This is a genomic window from Rhodococcus sp. 077-4, from assembly GCF_047782425.1.
Lineage (GTDB): Bacteria > Actinomycetota > Actinomycetes > Mycobacteriales > Mycobacteriaceae > Rhodococcoides.
The window spans coordinates 323,774-344,931 of record NZ_JAJPWC010000002.1 but is presented as its reverse complement, the minus strand read 5'-3'; the positions used below and the strand labels follow the sequence as shown (position 1 = coordinate 344,931).

Here is a 21,158-nt window from a genome sequence, read left to right as displayed (position 1 = left end):
AACCGGCGAGCTCGGTATTCGTCACGACGACGCGATCACCGACTCCGCCCGTTCGATCAACGATGCCAGAGCGGTGGTCAGCCCCTCCGCACCGAGGGCCGGCAAGATACCCGGAATCAGCGCCGACAGCGTGACCGTCACCAGAGCCTGCGGCTTCATAGCCGAGCCCATCGTTGCCGACATCTGTGCCAGTTTGTCGTGCAGCGCCGCGAAATCGACCGTCGTCGACTCGTGTTCGAGGGCAATCGCACCGGGTGCGGCGGTCGCTGCCCGGGCAATGAGCTCGGGTAGATCGTCGGCCGTCTTGGGCTTGGTTCGCGGTGCGAACTCTGCCTTCTCCTCGTCCGAGAGGATGTCGATGGACCGCAACACCACATCCGGATCCGACACGACGGCATCGAGAATCCGCAGCAGTCGATCGGCGAATATCGCTATCGACGACTCGTCGAGGATCGCCGTCGCGTACGTGAACGTCGCCTCGATGTCGCGCAATGCCCCGGTGTCGTCGAAGCTCTCGACGGCAGTCAGCTGCAGATCGAACTTGGCCTGGTCCTCGCCCGCGGGCAGGGCCTGCACCTGTAGACCCGGCAGCTCGAACGTTCCGGTCGCGTGGTTCTGGAACGTCAGCATCGCCTGGAAAAGCGGAGTGTAGGCACTCGACCGCGCCCGGCCCAATGCGTCGACGAGCCGCTCGAAGGGGACGTCCGCGTGCCCGAACGCCGCCAGGTCCTTGTCCTTGGCCTGCTGCAACAGGTCGACGAACGTGCCGCTCTGATCGAGTCGTGTACGCAATACCAGCGTGTTGACGAACATGCCGACGAGCTCGTCGAGTTGCCTCTCGCCGCGGCCTGCAGTGGGTGTGCCGATGCTGATGTCGGAGGAGTTGCTCAGCCTCGAGAGCAGCACGGCGAACGCACTGTGCACCACCATGAACGTCGTCGCACCGTGTTCGCGAGCGATCTTCTCGATCGCCGACGCGATGGCGGTACCGAACGAGAATTCGTACGAGGCACCCTGCATCGTCGGGCGAGGCGGTCGCGGCCGATCCAGAGGAAGCGCCAACTGTTCCGGCGCTCCTGCCAACTCGGTCGTCCAGTAGGCCAGCTGCTTCGCCAGCGGACTCTCGGGGTCGCTCTCGCTGCCGAGCACGTCCCGCTGCCACAGCGCGAAATCCGCGTACTGGACCTGCAACGGCGTCCACGCCGGCATCTCCCCCGCGACCCGCGCGGTGTACGCCACCATGACGTCGCGGACCAACGGACCCATCGAGAAGCCGTCGGCGGCAATGTGATGGGCCACCACGGCGAGTACGTGTTCGTTGTCACCGACCTGCAGCAACGCGGCCCGTACCGGAACGGCCTTCGTGACGTCGAACCCGGCACCGAGGATCTCGGTCAGTCGGGAGATCACCGCGTCCGGTTGCACTCGCTCGGGTGTCAGGTCGACCCCCACCTCGGCGACGGCACCGATCTGCTGCACCGGACCGTCCACCGAGTCCGGGTACGCCGTCCGCAGGATCTCGTGGCGTCCGAGTACGTCGTCGAATGCTCCGCGCAGAGAGTCGATGTCGAGTACGCCGGTCAACCGGACGGCGACAGGAATGTTGTATGCCGACGAACCCGGGTCGATCCGGTTGATCGTCCACATTCTCTCCTGAGCGATCGAGAGCGGCAGCAGATCCGGACGCTCACGAACGGTCAGCTCTCGGCGCGCACCGCCGCCGACGAGCGGGGCGATGTGCGCGGCAAGACCCGCGACGGTGGACGCCGCGAACACGGCTCGCACCGGGATCTGGGCGTCGAGTGCTTGCCCCAGCCTCGAGACCAACTGCGTTGCGATCAAGGAGTTCCCACCGAGCGCGAAGAAGTCGTCGTCGAGTCCGGCGCGGTCGAGTCCGAGCAGTTCCGTCACGGTCGTCGCGACGATCTCCTCGATCGGGGTGACCGGCGCGCGGAACTCGGCGGCCTCGAACTGCGGGTCGGGCAATGCCTTTCGATCCAGTTTGCCGTTGGCGTTGAGAGGGAGCGCGTCCAGGACGACGAACGCTGCCGGCACCATGTACGACGGCACGGCGCGAGCAAGTTCGGCCTCGACGTTCCCCACGTCGAGGACGGCTCCCGACTGTCCGACGACGTAGGCGACCAACTGGTCCCCGGTGGATTCGCCGGTGTGCACGACGACGGCGGTCTCGGCCACCGGCACCTGAGTGCGCAGGGCTGCCTCGATCTCGCCGAGCTCGATGCGGAATCCGCGAATCTTGACCTGGAAGTCGGCTCGCTCGATGTATTCCAGACGCGCCGCTGCCGGTTCGGCGTCGACGAGCGGTACCCGCCAGCGCACGAGGTCGCCGGTGCGGTACATCCGTGTTCCGTCGGCGTCGAACGGATTCGCCACGAATCGCTCGGCCGTGAGATCGGACCGCCCGAAATATCCTCGCGCCAATTGCGCACCGGCAAGGTAGAGCTCGCCGGTGACACCGGCAGGAACCGGATGCAAACGAGAGTCCAGTACGAACACGGTGGTGTTGGCCTCGGGCACGCCGATCGGCACGGTGGCGATGTCGGCATCGGTGACCTCGTGCGCGGTCACCGATACGGCTGCCTCGGTGGGGCCGTAGAGGTTGTGCAGCTCGGCGGAACCGTTGTGGCGTCGGAAATCCTGTGCTATCGCAGCAGGCAGTGCTTCACCGATTGCCAGGACACGACGCAGATCGGGCGACAGTTCGCCTGCGGCAACGGCAGTGAGCATCGACAACGTCGACGGCACCAGGTGCACCGTCGTCACCGCGTGCCGACGGATCAGCGTGAGCACGTAGTCGGGATCGCGATGCCCCTCGGCGTTCGCGAGAACGAGACGGCCACCCGAGGTCAGCTGTGACCAGAACTCCCATACCGACAGGTCGAAGGTCGCGGCGGTCTTGAGCAGCGAAGCATCGGTCTCGTCGAGTCGGTACTCCGACCGCAGCCAGTTCAACTGGTTGACCACTGCGCCGTGCGAGACCGCCACGCCTTTGGGTCGACCGGTCGAGCCGGAGGTGAAGATGACGTAGGCAGTGTTGTCGGCCGAGAGCACAGCGCCGCGCTCGGAGGCGTCCACCGGAGCATTCGAACAGCTCGACAGATCGAGCTGCGTCAGATCGACGATCGGTGCAGCAGCGGAGATCTCGGGGCCCACCTCGCCCGAGGTCACTACACACAGCGGAGCCGCTGTGTCCAACACGAGTGCGTTGCGCTCGGCAGGCTGATCCGGATCGATCGGGACGTAGACCCCACCCGCCATGGAAATGGCGTACATGCCGACAAGCAGATCCACCGAACGGCGAATGGCAAGTCCCACCAGCACTTCCGGTCCCACACCGCGGTCGATCAGGTAGCGCGCCAGACGCGAGACCCGCTCGGTGAACTCGCCGTACGTCAGCGTGCCGTCGTCGTGGACGAGAGCGACGGCGTCGCGATCGCGCTCGGCCGATGCGACGAACAGGTCCGGCAACGTCGCGGCGGAGTCGCCGAAGTCGTGGTCGGTCGCGTTCCACTCGTCGACTACGGCGGGCCGCTCACCGTCGAGGAACAGATCGAGGTCTCCGACCGGGGTCGACGGCGACTCCACGACCGCCTCGAGTACCGCCTCGAATCGAGACACGAGCGAGCGAGCGGTGCGCTCGTCGAACAGATCCGTGGCGTAGGTCAACAGCGCATCGAAACCGCCCGGTGCCTGGTCGTCGTGCTGGGCCTCGTCGTCGCGCGGGGCGTCGGAGACGATCAAGTGCAGGTCGAACTGGGAGTTTCCGGATTCGGTGTCCAGGGCCGAGATCTCGAGCCCGTCGAGTTCGAAGTCTCGACGCGCGAAGTTCTGGAACGAGAAACCGACCTGGAACAAAGGGTGACGCGCGGTCGACCGGGTCGGGTTGACGACCTCGACGAGCCGCTCGAACGGGATGTCGGAGTTGGCGAAGGCCTGCAGGTCGGTTTCGCGAGCCGCATCGAGGAGGTCCTCGAAGCTGGCGCCGCCCGGCACGTCGAGCCGCAGCACCAACGTGTTGACGAACATGCCGACGAGATTTTCGATCTCGGCCTCACCGCGGCCCGCGATCGGCGTTCCCACCACGATGTCCGACGATCCCGACATGCGCGAGAGCAGCACTGCGAAGGCCGCGTGCACCGCCATGAACACCGTCGCGTTGTGTGCGCGCGCCAGTTCCGTCAACCGCGCGTGCGCAGCGGCGTCGATCCGGAAATCGATGCGGCGGCCTCGGAAGGTCTGCTCGGCGGGCCGCGGCCGATCGAGGGGAAGGTCGATCTGCTCGGGCAGCTCCGCCAGCGCGGTTTCCCAATACCGAATCTGCTGCGCAGCAATTGATTCCGCGTCCTCCTCGGCACCGAGGACCTGACGCTGCCACACCGCGTAGTCGGCGTACTGCACCGGCAACGGTGCCCACGCCGGCTCGGAGGCGCGGGTGCGGGCTGCGTACGCGGTCATGACATCGGTGGACAACGGCAGCACCGACAGACCGTCGGCGCTGATGTGGTGGATGACCATTCCGAGTACGAATTCGGTGTCCGAGACTCGGTACAGCGCAGTCTTCAGCGGAATCTGCTCGGTGACGTCGAACGTCGCCGTCAGGAGCCCGAGGACCGTCGCGGTCACCGACTCCGCGTCGGTGTCGATCACCGCGAGTGTGGTGGGTACCTGGGACATCGGCACGATCACCTGATGCGGCCCCTCGGGTGAATCCGGGTACACCGTGCGCAACGTCTCGTGCCGCTCGATCACGTCGGAGACGGCTCGCTGCAACGCGTCGACGTCGAGCTGTCCGCTGAGCCGAAGCGCGAACGGAATGTTGTACGCCGTGGACTGTGAGTCGAAGCGGTTGAGGAACCACATCCGTTGCTGCGCAAGGGAGAGCGGCACCCGACCCGGTCGGGTCGACGCCACCAGCGCCGGACGCGCGGCTGCGCCCGAACCCTGTTCGACTCGCGCTGCCAGAGCCGCGACCGTGGGTGCCTCGAACAGAGCACGAACGGGAACGGTCGTGTTCGCGGCCGCCCCGAGCCTGGACACCACCTGCGTTGCCACCAGCGAATTGCCACCGAGCTCGAAGAAGTCGTCGTCGAGGCCGACCCGGTCGACGCCGAGAACGTCGGCGAAGACGTCGGCGACCATGTTCTCCACCGGAGTTGTCGGGGGCCGGAACTCACGAGTCCGAGCAGCCGGTTCGGGCAGGACTCGTCGGTCCAGTTTTCCGTTGGCGGTCAACGGAATCGCATCGAGCACCACGAAGGCCGAGGGCACCATGTACTCGGGGAGGTTCTCCCCCACCGCTGCCCTGACGAGGTCGATGTCGATCGCCGAATCGGCGGCGGGAACGACGTAGGCAACCAAGCGCGCGGCGCCAGGGGTGTCCTCGCGGACGATCACCGCTGCCTGCCCGACGGCCGGAGCCGAGGCAACTGCAGACTCGACCTCGCCCAGCTCGATGCGGAAGCCGCGGATCTTGACCTGATCGTCGGCGCGGCCGACGAACTCGAGTTCGCCGTCCGTGGACCACCGAGCAACATCGCCGGTGCGGTACAGGACCGACCCGTCGCCTGCGAAGGGATCCGCAACGAATCTCGTCGCGCTCAGCCCGGCTCGACCGAGGTACCCGCGGGCCACCTGACCACCGGAGACGTACATTTCGCCCGGAACGCCTGCCGGTACCAGCGAGAGCCGCGAATCCAGGACGTACACCGACAACCCGGAAATCGCGTGTCCCACAAGAGATCCCGATGCCTCGGCGGCCGCTTGCGCGTCCACGCGACGATAGGTGACGTGGACGGTGGTCTCGGTGATGCCGTACATGTTGACCAGCTGCGGGGAGTTGTCGCCGTGTCGCTCGAACCAACCGGACAGTCGCCGCAGTTCCAGCGCCTCACCGCCGAACACGATGTACCGCAGCGAGTAATCGGCGGCCGAGCCTGCAGTGCGATCGACCTGATCGAGCTGGTAGAACGCGGACGGAGTTTGATTGAGGACGGTGACACGCTCGCGAACGAGCAACTCGCGCAGTGCCTCCGGCGACCTGGAGGTGAAGTAGTCGACCACGACGACGGAGCCACCCGTGGTGAGCGGGCCCCACAGTTCCCAGACCGAGAAGTCGAACGCGAAGGAGTGGAACAGCGTCCACACGTCGTCGCGACCGAAACCGAAGTGCTGCTGGGTGTTCGCCAACAGTCGCACGACGTTGCGGTGCGGGATCAGCACGCCCTTGGGCTTGCCCGTCGAGCCCGAGGTGTAGATGACGTAGGCAGTCGAGGCCGCCGTCGCACGCATCGGATCGCCCGCCGACGCGGCGAACTCGGTCGTGGCGGTGTCGATGTCGATCCTGGGCAGATCGGCACGAAGCGCGACCTCGACACCGGACCACGTCAGGACGGCCACCGGCCGAGAATCGGTGAGCACGAACTCGATGCGGTCGGCCGGGTACGACGGATCGACGGGGACGTAGGCACCCCCCGCTTTGAGTACCGCGAGCAGCGCCACCACGAGGTCGGCGGTGCGTGGCAGCACGACGGCCACCAGGGACTCCGGCCCGACGCCCTGGGCGGCAAGCACTCTCGCCAACGCCGTCGAAGATTCGTCGAGCTCTCGGTAGCTCCGGGAGACACCCTCGAAGACGACAGCGGGTGCGTCGGGGTCCTCGGCGACCCGAGCGGCGAACAGGTCGACGATCGTGTCCAGCGAATCGGCGACGGCCGGTGCGTCCTGCGCCAGTGCGAGGACGCGGCCACGCTCGGCGTCGTCCATCACGGGAATGTCGCCGACACGCTGACTCGGGTCGGTTGCCACGGACTCCAGGAGGCGAATCAGTCGTTGCCCGAAGGCCAGCGCGGTGCTCTCGTCGTACAGATCGCGGGCGAAGGTGACGTCGACGGTCATGCCGCCGTCGACATGGTTCTCGGTGAAGGTGAACTGGACGTCGAACTTGGCCGTTTCCACGTCCAGATCGACTCCGCGCACGGTCAGGCCGGAAAGTTCGAGCTCGGTCTGCTCCATGTTCTGCACCGTGAGCATCACCTGGATCAGCGGGTGTCGAGCCGCCGACCGCGGTGGGTCGAGTACCTCGACGAGACGCTCGAACGGCACCTCGGCGTGGCCGAACGCCGACAGGTCGGTGTCACGGGTTCGAGTGAGGAGATCGGTGAACGCGTCGCCGTGATCGATATCGGTCCGCAGCACCAGCGTGTTGACGAACATGCCGATGACGTCGTCGAGCGCAGCCTCACCGCGACCTGCGACCGGGGTGCCGATCGCGATGTCGGTCTCACCGGACAGTCGTGCCAACAGCACGGCGAGCGAGGAATGCAACACCATGAACAGTGAGCTCTGGTTGGCGCGGGCCACGTCGCCGAGTCGGCCGTGCGTGTCGGCGTCGAGGGCGAGCGTGATGTTCCCACCGCGATACGACGATCGGTCCGGTCGCGCGCGATCGCCGGGGAAGGTGACTTCGTCCGGTAGTGCAGACAGAGCACGAGTCCAGTGCCGGATCTGGTTCGAGACCGGTGAGTTCGGATCGTCCTCGGAACCGAGAACGGCCTGCTGCCACAGGGTGTAGTCGACGTAGCGAATGGCGAGCGGAGCCCAACCCGGCTCGGTGCCCGCGCTGCGAGCTGCGTACGCGACCATCAGGTCTCGGGTCATGGGCCCGATCGAGAAGCCGTCTGCGGCGATGTGATGGGTGACCAACGCCAGGACGTGGCGGTCCGGTTCCAGCTCGAACAGGGCGGCGCGCAGCGGCGCCGCGGTGGTGACGTCGAACCCGCCCATGGCGAGAGCCTCGAGCTCGGACGGTAGCTGTGCCGTGGTGACGGCGACCGGAGTCAGGTCGGGAACCACCTGGTTCGCCGGAACGATCACCTGAGAAGCGACACCGTCGACTTCCGGGTAGACCGTTCGTAACGACTCGTGCCGCTCGACGACGTCGGCTACTGCCGCGCGCAGAGCGGGTACGTCGAGATTGCCGCTCAGCTCGATGGCGACGGGGAGATTTTCTGTCGCGGACTCGGCATCGAACCGGTTGAGGAACCACATCCGGCGCTGCGCGAGCGAGAGCGGAACCACATCCGGTAGGTCGCTACGAAGCAGCGGGATTCGACGTCCGGAACCCGAGAGCTCGTCGAGCTTGGCCGCCAGGGCAGACACGGTCGAGGCCTCGAAGATGGTCCGAACGGTCACCGTGGTGTCCAGTGCCGCACCGATTCTCGACGCCACCCTGGTGGCGACGAGCGAGTTCCCGCCGAGAGCGAAGAACTCGTCGTCGGCACCCACCTTGTCGATGCCGAGGACATCGCGGAACACCTCTGCCACAACTGTTTCCGTGTGCGTGCTCGGTGCTCGGAACTCGCGCGTGACAATCTGCGGATCCGGGAGCGACCGGCGGTCCAGCTTGCCGCTCGGCGTGAGAGGCAAGGAATCGAGCACGACGAACGCCGCAGGCACCATGTACGAGATCAGCGACGCAGCGGCGGTGTCGGTCAGCTCGGCCGGGTCCAGCGTCGACCCTGGGGTCGGCACGACATATGCCACGAGTTGATCACCGGTCACCTCGCTCGAATGAACAAGCACCACAGCCGATCCGACACCGGGATGGTGCCGCAGCACGGTTTCGATCTCACCGAGTTCGATGCGCAGGCCGCGAAGCTTGACCTGGAAGTCGGTGCGGCCCAGGTATTCCAGTACCCCACCCGATCCGGTGGCACCCGAACGGTTCTCGTCACGCCACCGCACCAGGTCGCCGGTGCGATACATTCTGTCGCCGCGCCCGCCGAACGGGTCGGCGACGAATCGATCGGCGGTCAGGTCGGGACGGTCCAGGTAGCCACGCGCCAGCTGAACACCCGCGAGATAGAGTTCTCCTGCGACTCCGGGAGCGACCGGGCGCAAGCGTGAATCCAGCACGTATGTCCGGGTGTTCCACACCGGGGCACCGATCGGCACCACGTCGACGTCGGCCTCGGTCACGTCGTACGAGGTCACCTCGACCGCAGCCTCGGTCGGTCCGTACAGATTGTGCAGCGTTGTGTTCGGCAACACCGCGCGGAGTCGAGCCCCCACGCCGGCCGACAGCGCCTCACCGGATGCGAACACCATCCGCAACGACTCGGCGCGCGAAACACCGCCCTCTCCCACGAACACCTCGAGCAGTGCAGGCACGAAATGAGCAGCGGTGATGGACTGTTCGACGATGAGGTCGACGAGGTAGGTCGGGTCACGGTGACCGTCCGGCTTCGCGATCACCAACGTCGCACCGATCTGCAACGGGAAGAACAGCTCCGGTACCGACACGTCGAATGTCACCGGGGTCTTCTGCAACATCACGTCGTCGGCCGTGAGGGGGAAGTGCTCCCGCATCCACGACAGGCGGTTGACGATGGACATGTGCGTCACCGCAACACCCTTGGGGATACCGGTGGAGCCCGAGGTGAAGATGACGTATGCGGCGTTCGACGGCAGCAGTGGACCGCGTCGATCCGCATCACCGATCGGAGCGTCCGACACATCGAGACCGTCGGCGGAGCTTTCGGCAATATCCAGGACGGGGACGTCGGAGCCGAGAGAGAACCCGTCGCGTCCGGTCGTCAGAATGCAGACCGGACTCGCGGTGTCGAGAATGTGGCCGGTACGTTCGGCAGGCTGGTCAGGATCGATGGGGACGTATGCGCCGCCGGCCGTCACGATGGCATGAATGGCGACCAGCAGCTCGATCGACCGGCGCGCGGCGACGGCAACCGACGTCTCCGGCCCGACCCCTTGCGTGATCAGCACGCGAGCGAGTCGGTTGACACGTCTCGAGAACTCCGCGTACGTCAGCGACTTGCCCTCGAATACGAGAGCTGTTGCGTCCGGAGTCTTCTCGACCTGGGCTGCGAACAACGAGACCAAGGTCTGTGAGCGATCGACGGGGATCTCGGTGTCGTTCCACGCACGGAGAACTCGACTGCGTTCGTTGTCGTCGAGAAGCTCGATCTCGCCGACGACGGCCGCAGGGTTCTCCGCGACCGACCCGAGGACGGTGACCAACCGCTCACACAGGACGAGGACGGTGTCCTCGTCGAACAGATCCGTGGCGTACGTGACGTCGACGATCATGCCCTGCGGAGCACCGGCCGGACCGATCTTCTCCACGAAGGTGAATTGGAGATCGAAGAGAGAGACCACGGTTTCGAAATCGACGGTGGATACCGACAGTCCCGGCAGTTCCAGATCTTTCTGCCCGAGGTTCTGGAACGCGAGTACCACCTGCACGAGAGGATGACGCGCCGTGGATCGAACGGGGTTGAGAATCTCGACCAACCGCTCGAACGGGACGTCGACATGGGCGAGTGCCGACAGATCCGTCTCGCGGGTGTCGGCGAGAACCTGGTCGAATCGTCGCGCTGTGTCGATTTCGGTCCGTAGCACGAGGGTGTTGACGAACATGCCGATCAGGTCGTCGAGGGCGGCCTCGCCGCGGCCCGCGACCGGGGTACCGATCGCGATGTCGGACTCCCCGGACAGCCGCGACAGCAGAACTGCCAACGACGTGTGCACCACCATGAACAGCGAGGCGTTCTCAGCTCGAGCGGAATCGATCAGGGCTCGGTGCAGATCCTCGTCGATCGAGAACCGCACCAGCGCACCACTGTTCGACGCCACGACGGGCCTGGGCCGATCGGACGGCACGTCGAGCTGATCCGGCAGGCCTGCCAGCGCGGTCGTCCAGTAATCGATCTGCTGCGAGACGACCGACTGCGGGTCGTCCTCGGAACCGAGTACCTCTCGCTGCCACAGGCTGTAGTCGGCGTAGTCGACCGGTAGCGGAGACCAGAACGGCTCCTGGTTGGTCGAGCGAGCCGCGTATGCGTTCATCACGTCGCGGGTGAGCGGTCCGAGCGAGAATCCATCGGCTGCGATGTGGTGGACGACGAACACGAGCAAGTGCTCGGTGGGACTGACCTCGAAGAGTCTGGTTCGGAACGGCAAGTCCTTCGACAGGTCGAATCCGGTGGTTGCCAGTTCTCTCATCGCATCCGCGACGTCGTGTGCGGCGATGTCGATGGGCGTCAGGTCGGGTGTGGCCGAGGCCGCGTCGACGATCACCTGATGCGCTGTGCCATCGGTCTCGGGGAACACCGTGCGCAGGGATTCCTGCCGGGCCACGACGTCCGCGACCGCGATCTGCATTGCGCGGCGGTCCAGCAGACCCGACAGTCGCACGGCGATCGGGATGTTGTTGGCAGCGGATTCGACGTCGAACTTGTTGAGGAACCACATGCGCTGCTGCGCAAGCGACAGCGGAATCTGACGCGGCCGTTTCTGCGGCACCAGCGGAGGACGGCTTCCGGTTGCGACCAGAGTGCCCAATCGCGCGGCGAGGTCGGCCACCGTGGAGGTGTCGAACAGCTCGCGCACGGCGATACGGGTGTCCATGGCAACCCCGAGCCGTGCCACCAGCTGTGTTGCGATGAGGGAGTTTCCGCCGAGCTCGAAGAAGTCGTCGTCGAGACCGACGCGCTCGACTCCGAGCACCTGAGCGAAGACCTCCGCGACGGTGCGTTCGATGTCGTTGGTCGGTTCCCGGTACTCGGTGACCTCGAAGGCGGGGTCGGGCAACGCTTTACGGTCGAGCTTTCCGCTCGCGCCGAGTGGAAACTCCTCGAGCACGATCAGCGTCGACGGCACCATGTACTCGGCCAGTCGGGATCGCAACGCGGCCAGGACGGCTGCGGTATCGACCGAGACACCGGACGGTACGAGATATCCGACGAGTTGTTCGTTGCGGACCACGACGACTGCCTGGGAAATCGACCGCTGGGCCAGCAGTGCCGATTCGATCTCGCCGAGCTCGATGCGCAGGCCGCGCAGCTTCACCTGGAAGTCCGAGCGACCCACGTATTCCAGTTCGCCGTTGCGGTTCCACCGCACGACGTCACCGGTGCGGTACAGGCGACTGCCGCCGGTGGCGAACGGATGCGCCACGAACCGGTCGGCGGTCAGGTCCGAACGTCCCACGTAGCCACGAGCCAGCTGCGTACCCGCGAGGTAGAGCTCACCTGCGACGCCGACGGGGGTCGGCTGCAGGCGTGAATCCAGCACGTACACCGCGGTGTTCCACACCGGTGCGCCGATCGGCATCACGTCGGAATCCTCGTCCGTGACAGCGTGATACGTGACGTCCACGGCAGCCTCGGTCGGCCCGTACAGGTTGTGCAGCGCTACGTCCTTGACCGCCCGACGCAGTGCACGGGCCGTGGTGGGAGCCAATGCTTCACCGGAGGCGAACACCAACCGCAGCGAGGCACCCGATGCGCGGCGCCGCTCCACTTCGGGTACGAACACCGACATCATCGACGGTACGAAGTGCACCACCGAAACACGTTCGTGCGCAATCACATCGAGCAGATAGACAGGATCCCGATGACCATCAGGAACAGCGACCACCACCGACGCACCATTCTGCAACGCCCAGAAGAACTCCCACACCGACACATCGAACGTCGACGGCGTCTTCTGCAACACCACATCCTCGGCACGCAACCCGTACTCGGCCTGCATCCACAACAAACGATTGACGATCGCCTCGTGCGAAACCCCCACACCCTTCGGCCGACCCGTCGAACCCGACGTGAAAATCACATACGCGATATTCGAAGCACGCAGCGGCGCAACACGATCGGCATCGGTCAACGGCATCGACGACAAATCCGACACATCGACTACATCGATATCAATCGTCTCGACACCGGCGAACTCCACATGATCACGCGACACCGACAACACCCGAACCGGCGCCGCCGTAGCCACGATGTACTGGTTGCGATCAGCCGGCTGCGTCGGATCGATCGGAACGTACCCGGCTCCAGCCTTCACGATCGCATACATACCCACGAACAAATCCAGGCTTCGCCCGATCGCAAGCCCCACCAGCGAATCCGGCCCCACCCCGACCGACACCAAATGCCGCGCAAGACGATTGGCACGCGCCGCGAACTCCGCATACGACAACCGCTCACCCTCGAACACCAACGCCTGCGCATCGGGGGTCTCGACCACCCGACGATCGAACAGATCGACCAGCGTCAGCTCCGCGGGGACCGCGTGTTCGGTTCGGTTCCACGCCGTCACCACTCGCTCGCGCTCACCGTCCTCGAGAAGATCGATGTCTCCCACCGAGACCGAGGGGTCTGCGACCACCGCGGTGAGCATCCGTACGAAACGTTCGGAGAAGCCGCGAACCGTCGCGGCGTCGAACAGGTCGATCGCGTAGGTCAGCTCGGCGGCCATGCCCTGCCCGCGCCCGTCGACTCCGATGGACTCGGTGACGGTCAGCTGCAGGTCGAACTTCGCCACCTCTGCATCGAGGTCGACGCTGTCGACCGACAGGCCCGGCAGGTCCACGTGCGTACGAGTGAGGTTCTCGAACGAGAGCATCACCTGGAACAGGGGGTGCCGCGCCTGTGAACGCGACGGGTTGAGCACCTCGACCAGACGCTCGAACGGAAGGTCGGCGTGTCCGAACGCTCCGAGCGCCACTTCGCGCGCTCGCCCGATCTGCTCCGAGAACGTCCGCCCCGACTCGATGTCGGTCCGCAACACGAGGGTGTTGACGAACATGCCGACCACGTCGTCCAGCGCCGCATCGCCGCGGCCTGCGACCGGGGTGCCGATCGCGATGTCCTCGGTGCCGGACAGACGCGCCAGCAGCACCGCCAATGCTGCGTGCACGACCATGAACAGCGACGCGTTGTGGGTGTGTGCGAGCGCGGAGAGGCCGCGGTGCACCTCGGCAGGAATGTCGAATCGAATCGACGATCCCTGGTACGACTGACGATTCGGACGTGGTCGGTCGGTCGGCAGATCCAGTTGATCGGGCAGACCGGCCAGCATCTCGGCCCAGTAGTCCACCTGACCGGAGATCAGCGACTGTGGGTCGTCCTCGGAGCCCAGAACCGAACGCTGCCACAGGCTGTAGTCGGCGTACTGCACTTCCAGCGGCAACCACGCCGGGTTCTCCCATGCGGTGCGGGAGGCGTAGGCGATCATGATGTCGCGAGCCAGCGGACCCATCGACCATCCGTCGGCCGAAATGTGATGCACCACCATGGCGATGACGTGCTCACGAGGACCGATCTCGAACAGGCGAGCCTGAATCGGAACGTCGACCGTCACGTCGAAGGTCGTCGATGCCAGGGTGAAGACCTGCCGCTGAATGTCGGACGCCGATGTCGGAACGGGCATCAAATTCGGCACCGTCTGAGCGGCGTCGAGGATGGACTGCTGCGGGCCGTCCGCGGTGTCGGGGTAGACCGTGCGCAGGGATTCGTGCCGGTCGATCACGTCCATGATGGCAACCTGCAGCGCCGCGACGTCGAGCTCGCCGGTCAGGCGCAGCGCGAACGGGATGTTGTACGCCGTGGAGTCCGCGTCGAAGCGGTTGAGGAACCACATGCGTTGCTGCGCGAGCGAGAGCGGAATTCGCGCGGGCCGCACGGTCGCGACGAGCGCGGTGCGCCCGCCCTCCCCTGCCGCCTGCTCCACCCGTACTGCGAGCAACGCGACGGTCGACGCCTCGAACAGCATGCGCACCGGGACGGTGGCATCGAGGGCGACGCCCAGACGCGAGACCACCTGCGTGGCGATCAGCGAGTTACCACCGAGCTCGAAGAAGTCGTCGTCGAGACCCACCCGCTCGACCCCGAGGACGTCGGCGAAGACGTCGGCGACGATCTCCTCGATCGGTGTTGTCGGAGCACGGAATTCGCGCACCTCGAACACCGGCGCAGGCAGCGCCCGGCGATCGAGCTTGCCGTTGACGGTCAGCGGAATCGCATCGAGAACGACGAACGCGGACGGCACCATGTACTCCGGAAGCACGTCGGCGATACCGGTCCTGAGGTCGTCGATGTCGACGATGGGCCGACCCTCGACGGCGGCAGAGACCACATAGGCGACCAGCCGAGCTGCACCGGGCGAATCCTCGCGGACGATGACCGCGGCCTGCGTGACGGTCGGCTGAGCGGTGACTGCCGCCTCCACCTCGCCCAGCTCGATGCGGAACCCGCGAACCTTGACCTGGTCGTCCGATCGTCCGAGGTACTCGAGTTCGCCAGCGGCGTTCCACTGTGCGAGGTCACCGGTTCGGTACAGCAGCGACCCGTCGTCGGTACCCGTGGCGAACGGGTTCGCCACGAACCGCACCGACGTCAGGTCTCGGCGACCGAGATAACCGCGGGCGAGTTGTCCACCGGCAACGTACATTTCGCCGGGCACGCCGACCGGAACCGGATGCAGGCGGGTGTCCAACACGAACACGCGCAGTCCGGCGATCGGCTTGCCGACCACCGAGGCACTCGTCTCGACGGACGCGCCTTCGAGCGCTCGATAGGACACGTGCACGGTGGTCTCGGTGATGCCGTACATGTTGACCAGCTGGGGCGCGCGGTACCCGTGCCGCTCGAACCACCCGGACAATCGTCGTTGTTCGAGGGCTTCGCCGCCGAAGATCACGTAGCGCAGCGAGAGTTCGCCGCGATCGGTGGCCGCGGTGCGATCGGCCTCGGAAAGTTGGTAGAACGCCGACGGAGTCTGATTGAGTACCGTCACCCGCTCGTCGACGAGCAGTCGGTGAAAGGCCTCCGGCGAACGCGAGGTGAAGTAATCGACGACGACCAGAGTGCCGCCGTACAGCAACGGACCCCACAACTCCCACACCGAGAAGTCGAAGGCATAGGAGTGGAACATCGTCCACACGTCGTCGGCTCCGAAGCCGTAGACCGCGTCGGTGTTGTCGAGAAGCCGCACGACGTTGCGGTGCGGAATCATCACGCCTTTGGGACGGCCGGTCGAACCCGAGGTGTAGATGACGTAGGCGACGTTGCCGGAACGCAGCGGGCGGGTTCGTTCCTCGTCGGTGACCGGACCGTCGGACACGGACGACAGATCGAGCGTGTCGAGGTCGAGCAATGCTGCGCCGGTGCGAGATTCGACGTCGGACGGCAGCTCGACTCGGTCCGCACCGGAGAACAGAACCGTTGTCGGACGCGCGTCGTCCAGCATGTATTCGACGCGTTCGAGCGGGTAGCTCGGATCGACGGGAAGGTAACCACCACCGGCTTTGATCACCGCCACGAGGGCGACGATGAGTTCCGCCGACCTCGGCAGCGCGACGGCGACCAGGCTTTCGGGGCCGACACCGTGGGAGATCAGAACGCGGGCAAGACGATTGGCGTGCGCATCGAACTCGGCGTACGTCGTCGACGAGCCACCGAAGCGCACCGCGACGGCGTCGGGGCGGCTCGCGGCCGCTGCATCGAGCAGGTCGACCAGGGTCACCTCGCGAGAGACATCGTCTCCCGAGGCGTTCCACTGCGACACCACGGATCGGTACTCTGCGGCGTCGACGATCGCGACGTCGCCGACCGGGACGGTCGCGTCCGTGGTGACCGCGTCCAGTATGGACAGGAAGCGACGGGCGAAACTCTCGACGAGATCTGCGTCGAACAGATCTGTGGCGTACTCGAACACCGCGTCGATACCCGCCGGCGCACCGTCGTCGAGATGCTCGGTCAGCCACAGCTGTACGTCGAATTTGGCTATGGGGACGTCGAATTCGGCGGCCACCGCACGTAGACCACCGACGGTGAGTTCGCGGGACATGGCCGATTCCAGCGATATCGCGACCTGGAACAGCGGATGACGCGACGTCGAGCGCACCGGGTTCAGCACCTCGACGAGGCGCTCGAACGGCACGTCCGCATGCGCGAACGCGGACAGGTCTGTATCGCGCACTCGGGCCAGCAGACCCTCGAAGGACAGCGCGGGGTCGACCTCGGTGCGCAACACCAATGTGTTGACGAACATGCCGACCAAGTCGTCGAGAGCGGGCTCACCGCGGCCCGCTACCGGAGCTCCGATGGCGATGTCGGTGGTGCCGCTGAGCCGAGCGAGCAGCAGCGCGTACGCCGACTGCATGACCATGAACAGCGAGGCGTTGTTCGCGCGAGCCAGGTTCGACAGCGAGGCGTGCAGATGCGCTGGCACCTCGACGCGCAACTTGCTGCCCGCGTTCGAGGACACGGCCGGACGTGGCCTGCTCGACGGCAGCGTGAGCTGATCCGGAAGATCTTCGAGAGTCGCACTCCAGTACGCGATTTCGCGTGATGCCAACGACAACGGGTCGGTCTCGGGACCGAGCACCGCGCGTTGCCACAGGGCGTAGTCGGCGTACTGAACCTCGAGCGGCGTCCACTCCGGTGGGCGACCCTTGATTCGGCTCGAGTACGCCACCAGCACGTCGCGCGCCAAGGGACCGAAGGAGGCCCCGTCCGCGGCGATGTGGTGCAACACCATGGCGAGTTCGTGCTCGGTCGGCGAGATCTCGAAGAGGGCGATTCGGAAGGGTGTGTCGACGGTGACGTCGAATCCCTTCGAGACCAGCTCGTGCAGGCGGCCGCCCAGTTCGTGGCGCTCGACGCGGACCGGCAGGATCGTCGCCGGGGTGCGCGCTGCGGTGAGCACCACCTGTTCCGGTGAGCCGTCCACTTCCGGGTAGACGGTGCGCAGCGTTTCGTGTCGGTCGACGACGTCGGCGAATGCGGCCGACAGGGCGACCACGTCGAGCGGCCCGGTCAGACGAACACTGAACGGCAGGTTGTACACGGCGGTGGTGGGATCGAAGCGGTTGAGGAACCACATACGCTGCTGCGCTGGCGACAGCGGAATGCGCTCGGGACGTTCCTTCGATTCCAGTACCGGGGTGTCCGCTCCGAGGCGGGCCGCAGATTCTGCCCTGGCCGCCAATGCGCCGACGGTGGGAGCCTCGAACAGCTCGCGGACACCGAGGCGCACTCCGAGAGCACTACCGACGCGGGTCACCAATTGCGTGGCGATCAGAGAGTTGCCACCGAGCTCGAAGAAGTCCTCGTCCAGACCGACCTTGGAGGCTCCGAGCAGATCCTCGTAGATGCCTGCGACCACGTAGTCCGCTCGGCTCTGCGGTGCCCGGTACTTCTTGGCACTGCTGAACACCGGTTCCGGCAATGCTTTTCGATCGAGCTTTCCACTGGTGTTCAGTGGCAGAGCGTCGAGGACGACAACCGCTGCAGGGACCATGTACGACGGCAGGGCGTGACCGGCGAACTCGATCGCCGCGGCGGACTCGATGGTGTGCCCCGGGCTCGCGACGACATACGCCACCAGTTGGTCACCGGTGACCGTGGCCGCCACCAATACCACTGCCTGCGAAACGGATTCGTGGGAGAGCAGAACCGTTTCGATCTCGCCGAGCTCGATGCGTTGTCCACGGAACTTGACCTGGAAGTCGGTTCGACCGATGTAGTCCAACACTCCGTCGCTGCGCCAGCGCACGAGGTCGCCGGTGCGGTACATCCGCTCGCCGCCGGTGCCGAACGGGTTGGCCACGAATCGATCCGAGCTCAGGTCCGGTCGGCCCACGTAGCCGCGCGCCAGTTGCACCCCCGCGAGGTACAGCTCGCCGGATTCGCCGATCGGCGTGGGGCGCAACCGGCCGTCGAGGACGAAGGCTCTGGTGTTCCACTCGGGCACACCGATCGGGACGGTGCGGGTGTCCTGCGGGCCGCTGGGGTGATAGGTCACCGAGACGGCGGCCTCGGTGGGCCCGTAAAGGTTGTGCAGGCCCGATCGGCACAGTGCCCGGAACGCTGCCGCGGTTTCGACCGGCAGCGCCTCACCGATCACGAACACGTGGCGCAGCGAATTGCAGGTGTTGGTCGGCGCGTTGGCCACGAACACCGTCAGCATCGACGGGACGAAATCGGTGACGGTGACGCGATGTTCGGCGATCTTGTTGGCCACGTACACCGAATCACGGTGTCCGTCGGGGGTAGCGAGAACCATCGTCGCACCCACCCGAAGCGGCAGGAAGAAGCCCCAGAGCGAGACGTCGAAGGTGGTGGCCGTCTTCTGCAGGTAGACGTCGGATCGGTCCATCGGATACTCCGCCAGCATCCACTCCATCTGGTTGTGGATTGCCGCGTGCTCGACCGCAACGCCCTTGGGCCGTCCGGTCGAGCCGGAGGTGTAGATCACGTAGGCGGAGTTCGAAAGCCGCAGGGGCGCAATGCGTTCGGTGTCGCGAACGGGAGCCGAGGACGTCGAGGTGCAGTCGACGAGATCCACCGCGACCGTCTCGGTCCCCTTCGGCAGCTGCACGTCGTCGCGTGAGGAGATGAGCACGCATCTCGGCTGTGCCGAATCGAGGATGTACGCCGTGCGATCGGCAGGATGGTCGGGGTCTATGGGCACCCAGGCACCGCCGGCCGCCACGATCGCGTACATGCCGACGACGAGATCGAACGAGCGCCGGATCGACAGTCCGACAAGGGTCTCGGGGCCGACGCCCATGTCGATCAGGTGGCGAGCGAGGCCGTTCACCCGTGCCGAGAGTGCGCCGTAGGAGAGAGACTCGCCCTCGTACACCAGTGCCGTCGCGTCGGGGTGCGCCGCTGCGGCGGCCTCGAAGGCGGACAGCAGCGTGCGCGGCTCCGTCTCGTGGTCGGTCGCGTTCCACTCGGCCACGACGAGTTCACGTTCGACACCGTCCGTCAGTGCCAGATCCCACACCGCGTCCTTCGGTCCCGACGCCACGAACCTGCCGAAGAAGTCGACGAATCGTTCGTGGTTCCGGCCCGACTGCTCGGGTCCGTACAGATTGGGGTTGGACTCGAAGTCGATATGGGTGATGGACCCGGCCACGCTGGTGTACAGGTTGAGCCCGAAGTCCTCGATGAGGCCGGTCGAAAGAATGTTGATGCCGCCGACCATCGACCCGAGCCGAACCTCGCCGAAGAACAGCATGATGTTGACCCACGGACCGAAGAACGATGCCTGACCGCTGGCCCCGCCCGCGTCGCGGCGAATGTCCTCGTGCCGGTAACGCTGGTGGCGCAGGGCTCCCGAGACCTCGGCATTGACGCGTGCGAGCATCGTCTCGATGGTGGCATCGGCTCCCACGTCGAGCCTCAGGGGCACGACGTTGGAGACCATGCCGCCGGAGCGGCGCAGCACTGCGGTGGTGCGCGCGGTGACCGGGAGCGAGAGCACGACGTCCTGGCGTCCGGTCATCTGTGCGAGGTAGGCGGCGAAGCCGGCGATGACGATGGTCGCCATCGTCGTATCGGTCTCGGCGCGCAGGGCCTCGAGCTTCTCCATCGTCTCGGCGGACAGAGCTGTGCTGTCGATCTGGCTCTTCGCCGCGGGCGCAGCCGTGTGCCCTGCGAGGGTGGTGACGCCGTCGATACCGTCGATGCGGGACGCCCAGTACTCGCGGTCGGCCTCGAAACGGGTCGAGTCGCGGTAGGCCACGTCGATGTCGTAGACCTTGGTCAGGTCCGATGCCAGGTTCTTGCTCGGTTCGGTGCCCTCCACCGCCGCGGTGTAGAGCTCCGCAGCACGGTTCATGAACGTGACGGCACCGAAACCGTCGAGCACCACGTGATGCACACGCTCGTACCAGAACCACACGTCGTCCTCGAGTCGCAGGACGGTCGCAGCGATCAGTCGGTCTCGGAGAATGTCGATCGGCGCGCTGTAGTCGCCGTGCATCCACGCCAGAGCCGCAGCCCGGGGGTCGGCCTCACCACGCAGATCCAGGTAGTTCAGAGAGTCGTCGAGGGTGGGGTCGACGAGCTGCCGGGGCTCGGCGTCGATCTCGACGATGCGCACGAATCCGGATTGCAGCTCGAGTGCGGCCTGCGAGGAAGCCCGGCGGAGAAGCTCCACGTCGAGGTCGCCATGCAGCTCGATGTATTGGGCGATGTTCGCGGGGACCGAGGGGTCCACGTGCTGCGCGAACCACATTCCCAATTGGGCCGGTGACAGTGGGAACGACGAATGCTGAGGACTGCCGACTCCGTCGTCGTCGTGTCCAGCACCTTCCACACCTAGCGGGTCCAATCGAAGCCTCTCTTTCCCACAATCACATGCGCCCCCACCGGCTGCCGAACCGGCAGCGATCGGTGGGCACCGAACACGTCGAGCAAGTTGCTTACTTCGTTGACTATTTTCTCACCGGAGACAAATCGAAGTTACCTTTCAGTACATATCCGTGTGTACGTACCCGACCGTTACAGGTGGGTACCCGAATCGAGCTCACCGGACACATT

At 65.8% G+C, this 21,158-nt stretch carries 1 protein-coding gene; it reads right to left on the bottom strand.

Translation table 11 applies throughout. From position 1 onward, the window contains the following. Positions 1-21 precede the first annotated feature (21 nt). Positions 22-20,934: a non-ribosomal peptide synthase/polyketide synthase gene (locus ACNEOT_RS10955; protein ID WP_415974019.1), complete on the bottom strand. Its 20,913-nt coding sequence runs from the start codon at positions 20,932-20,934 to the stop codon at positions 22-24. Positions 20,935-21,158 lie beyond the last annotated feature (224 nt).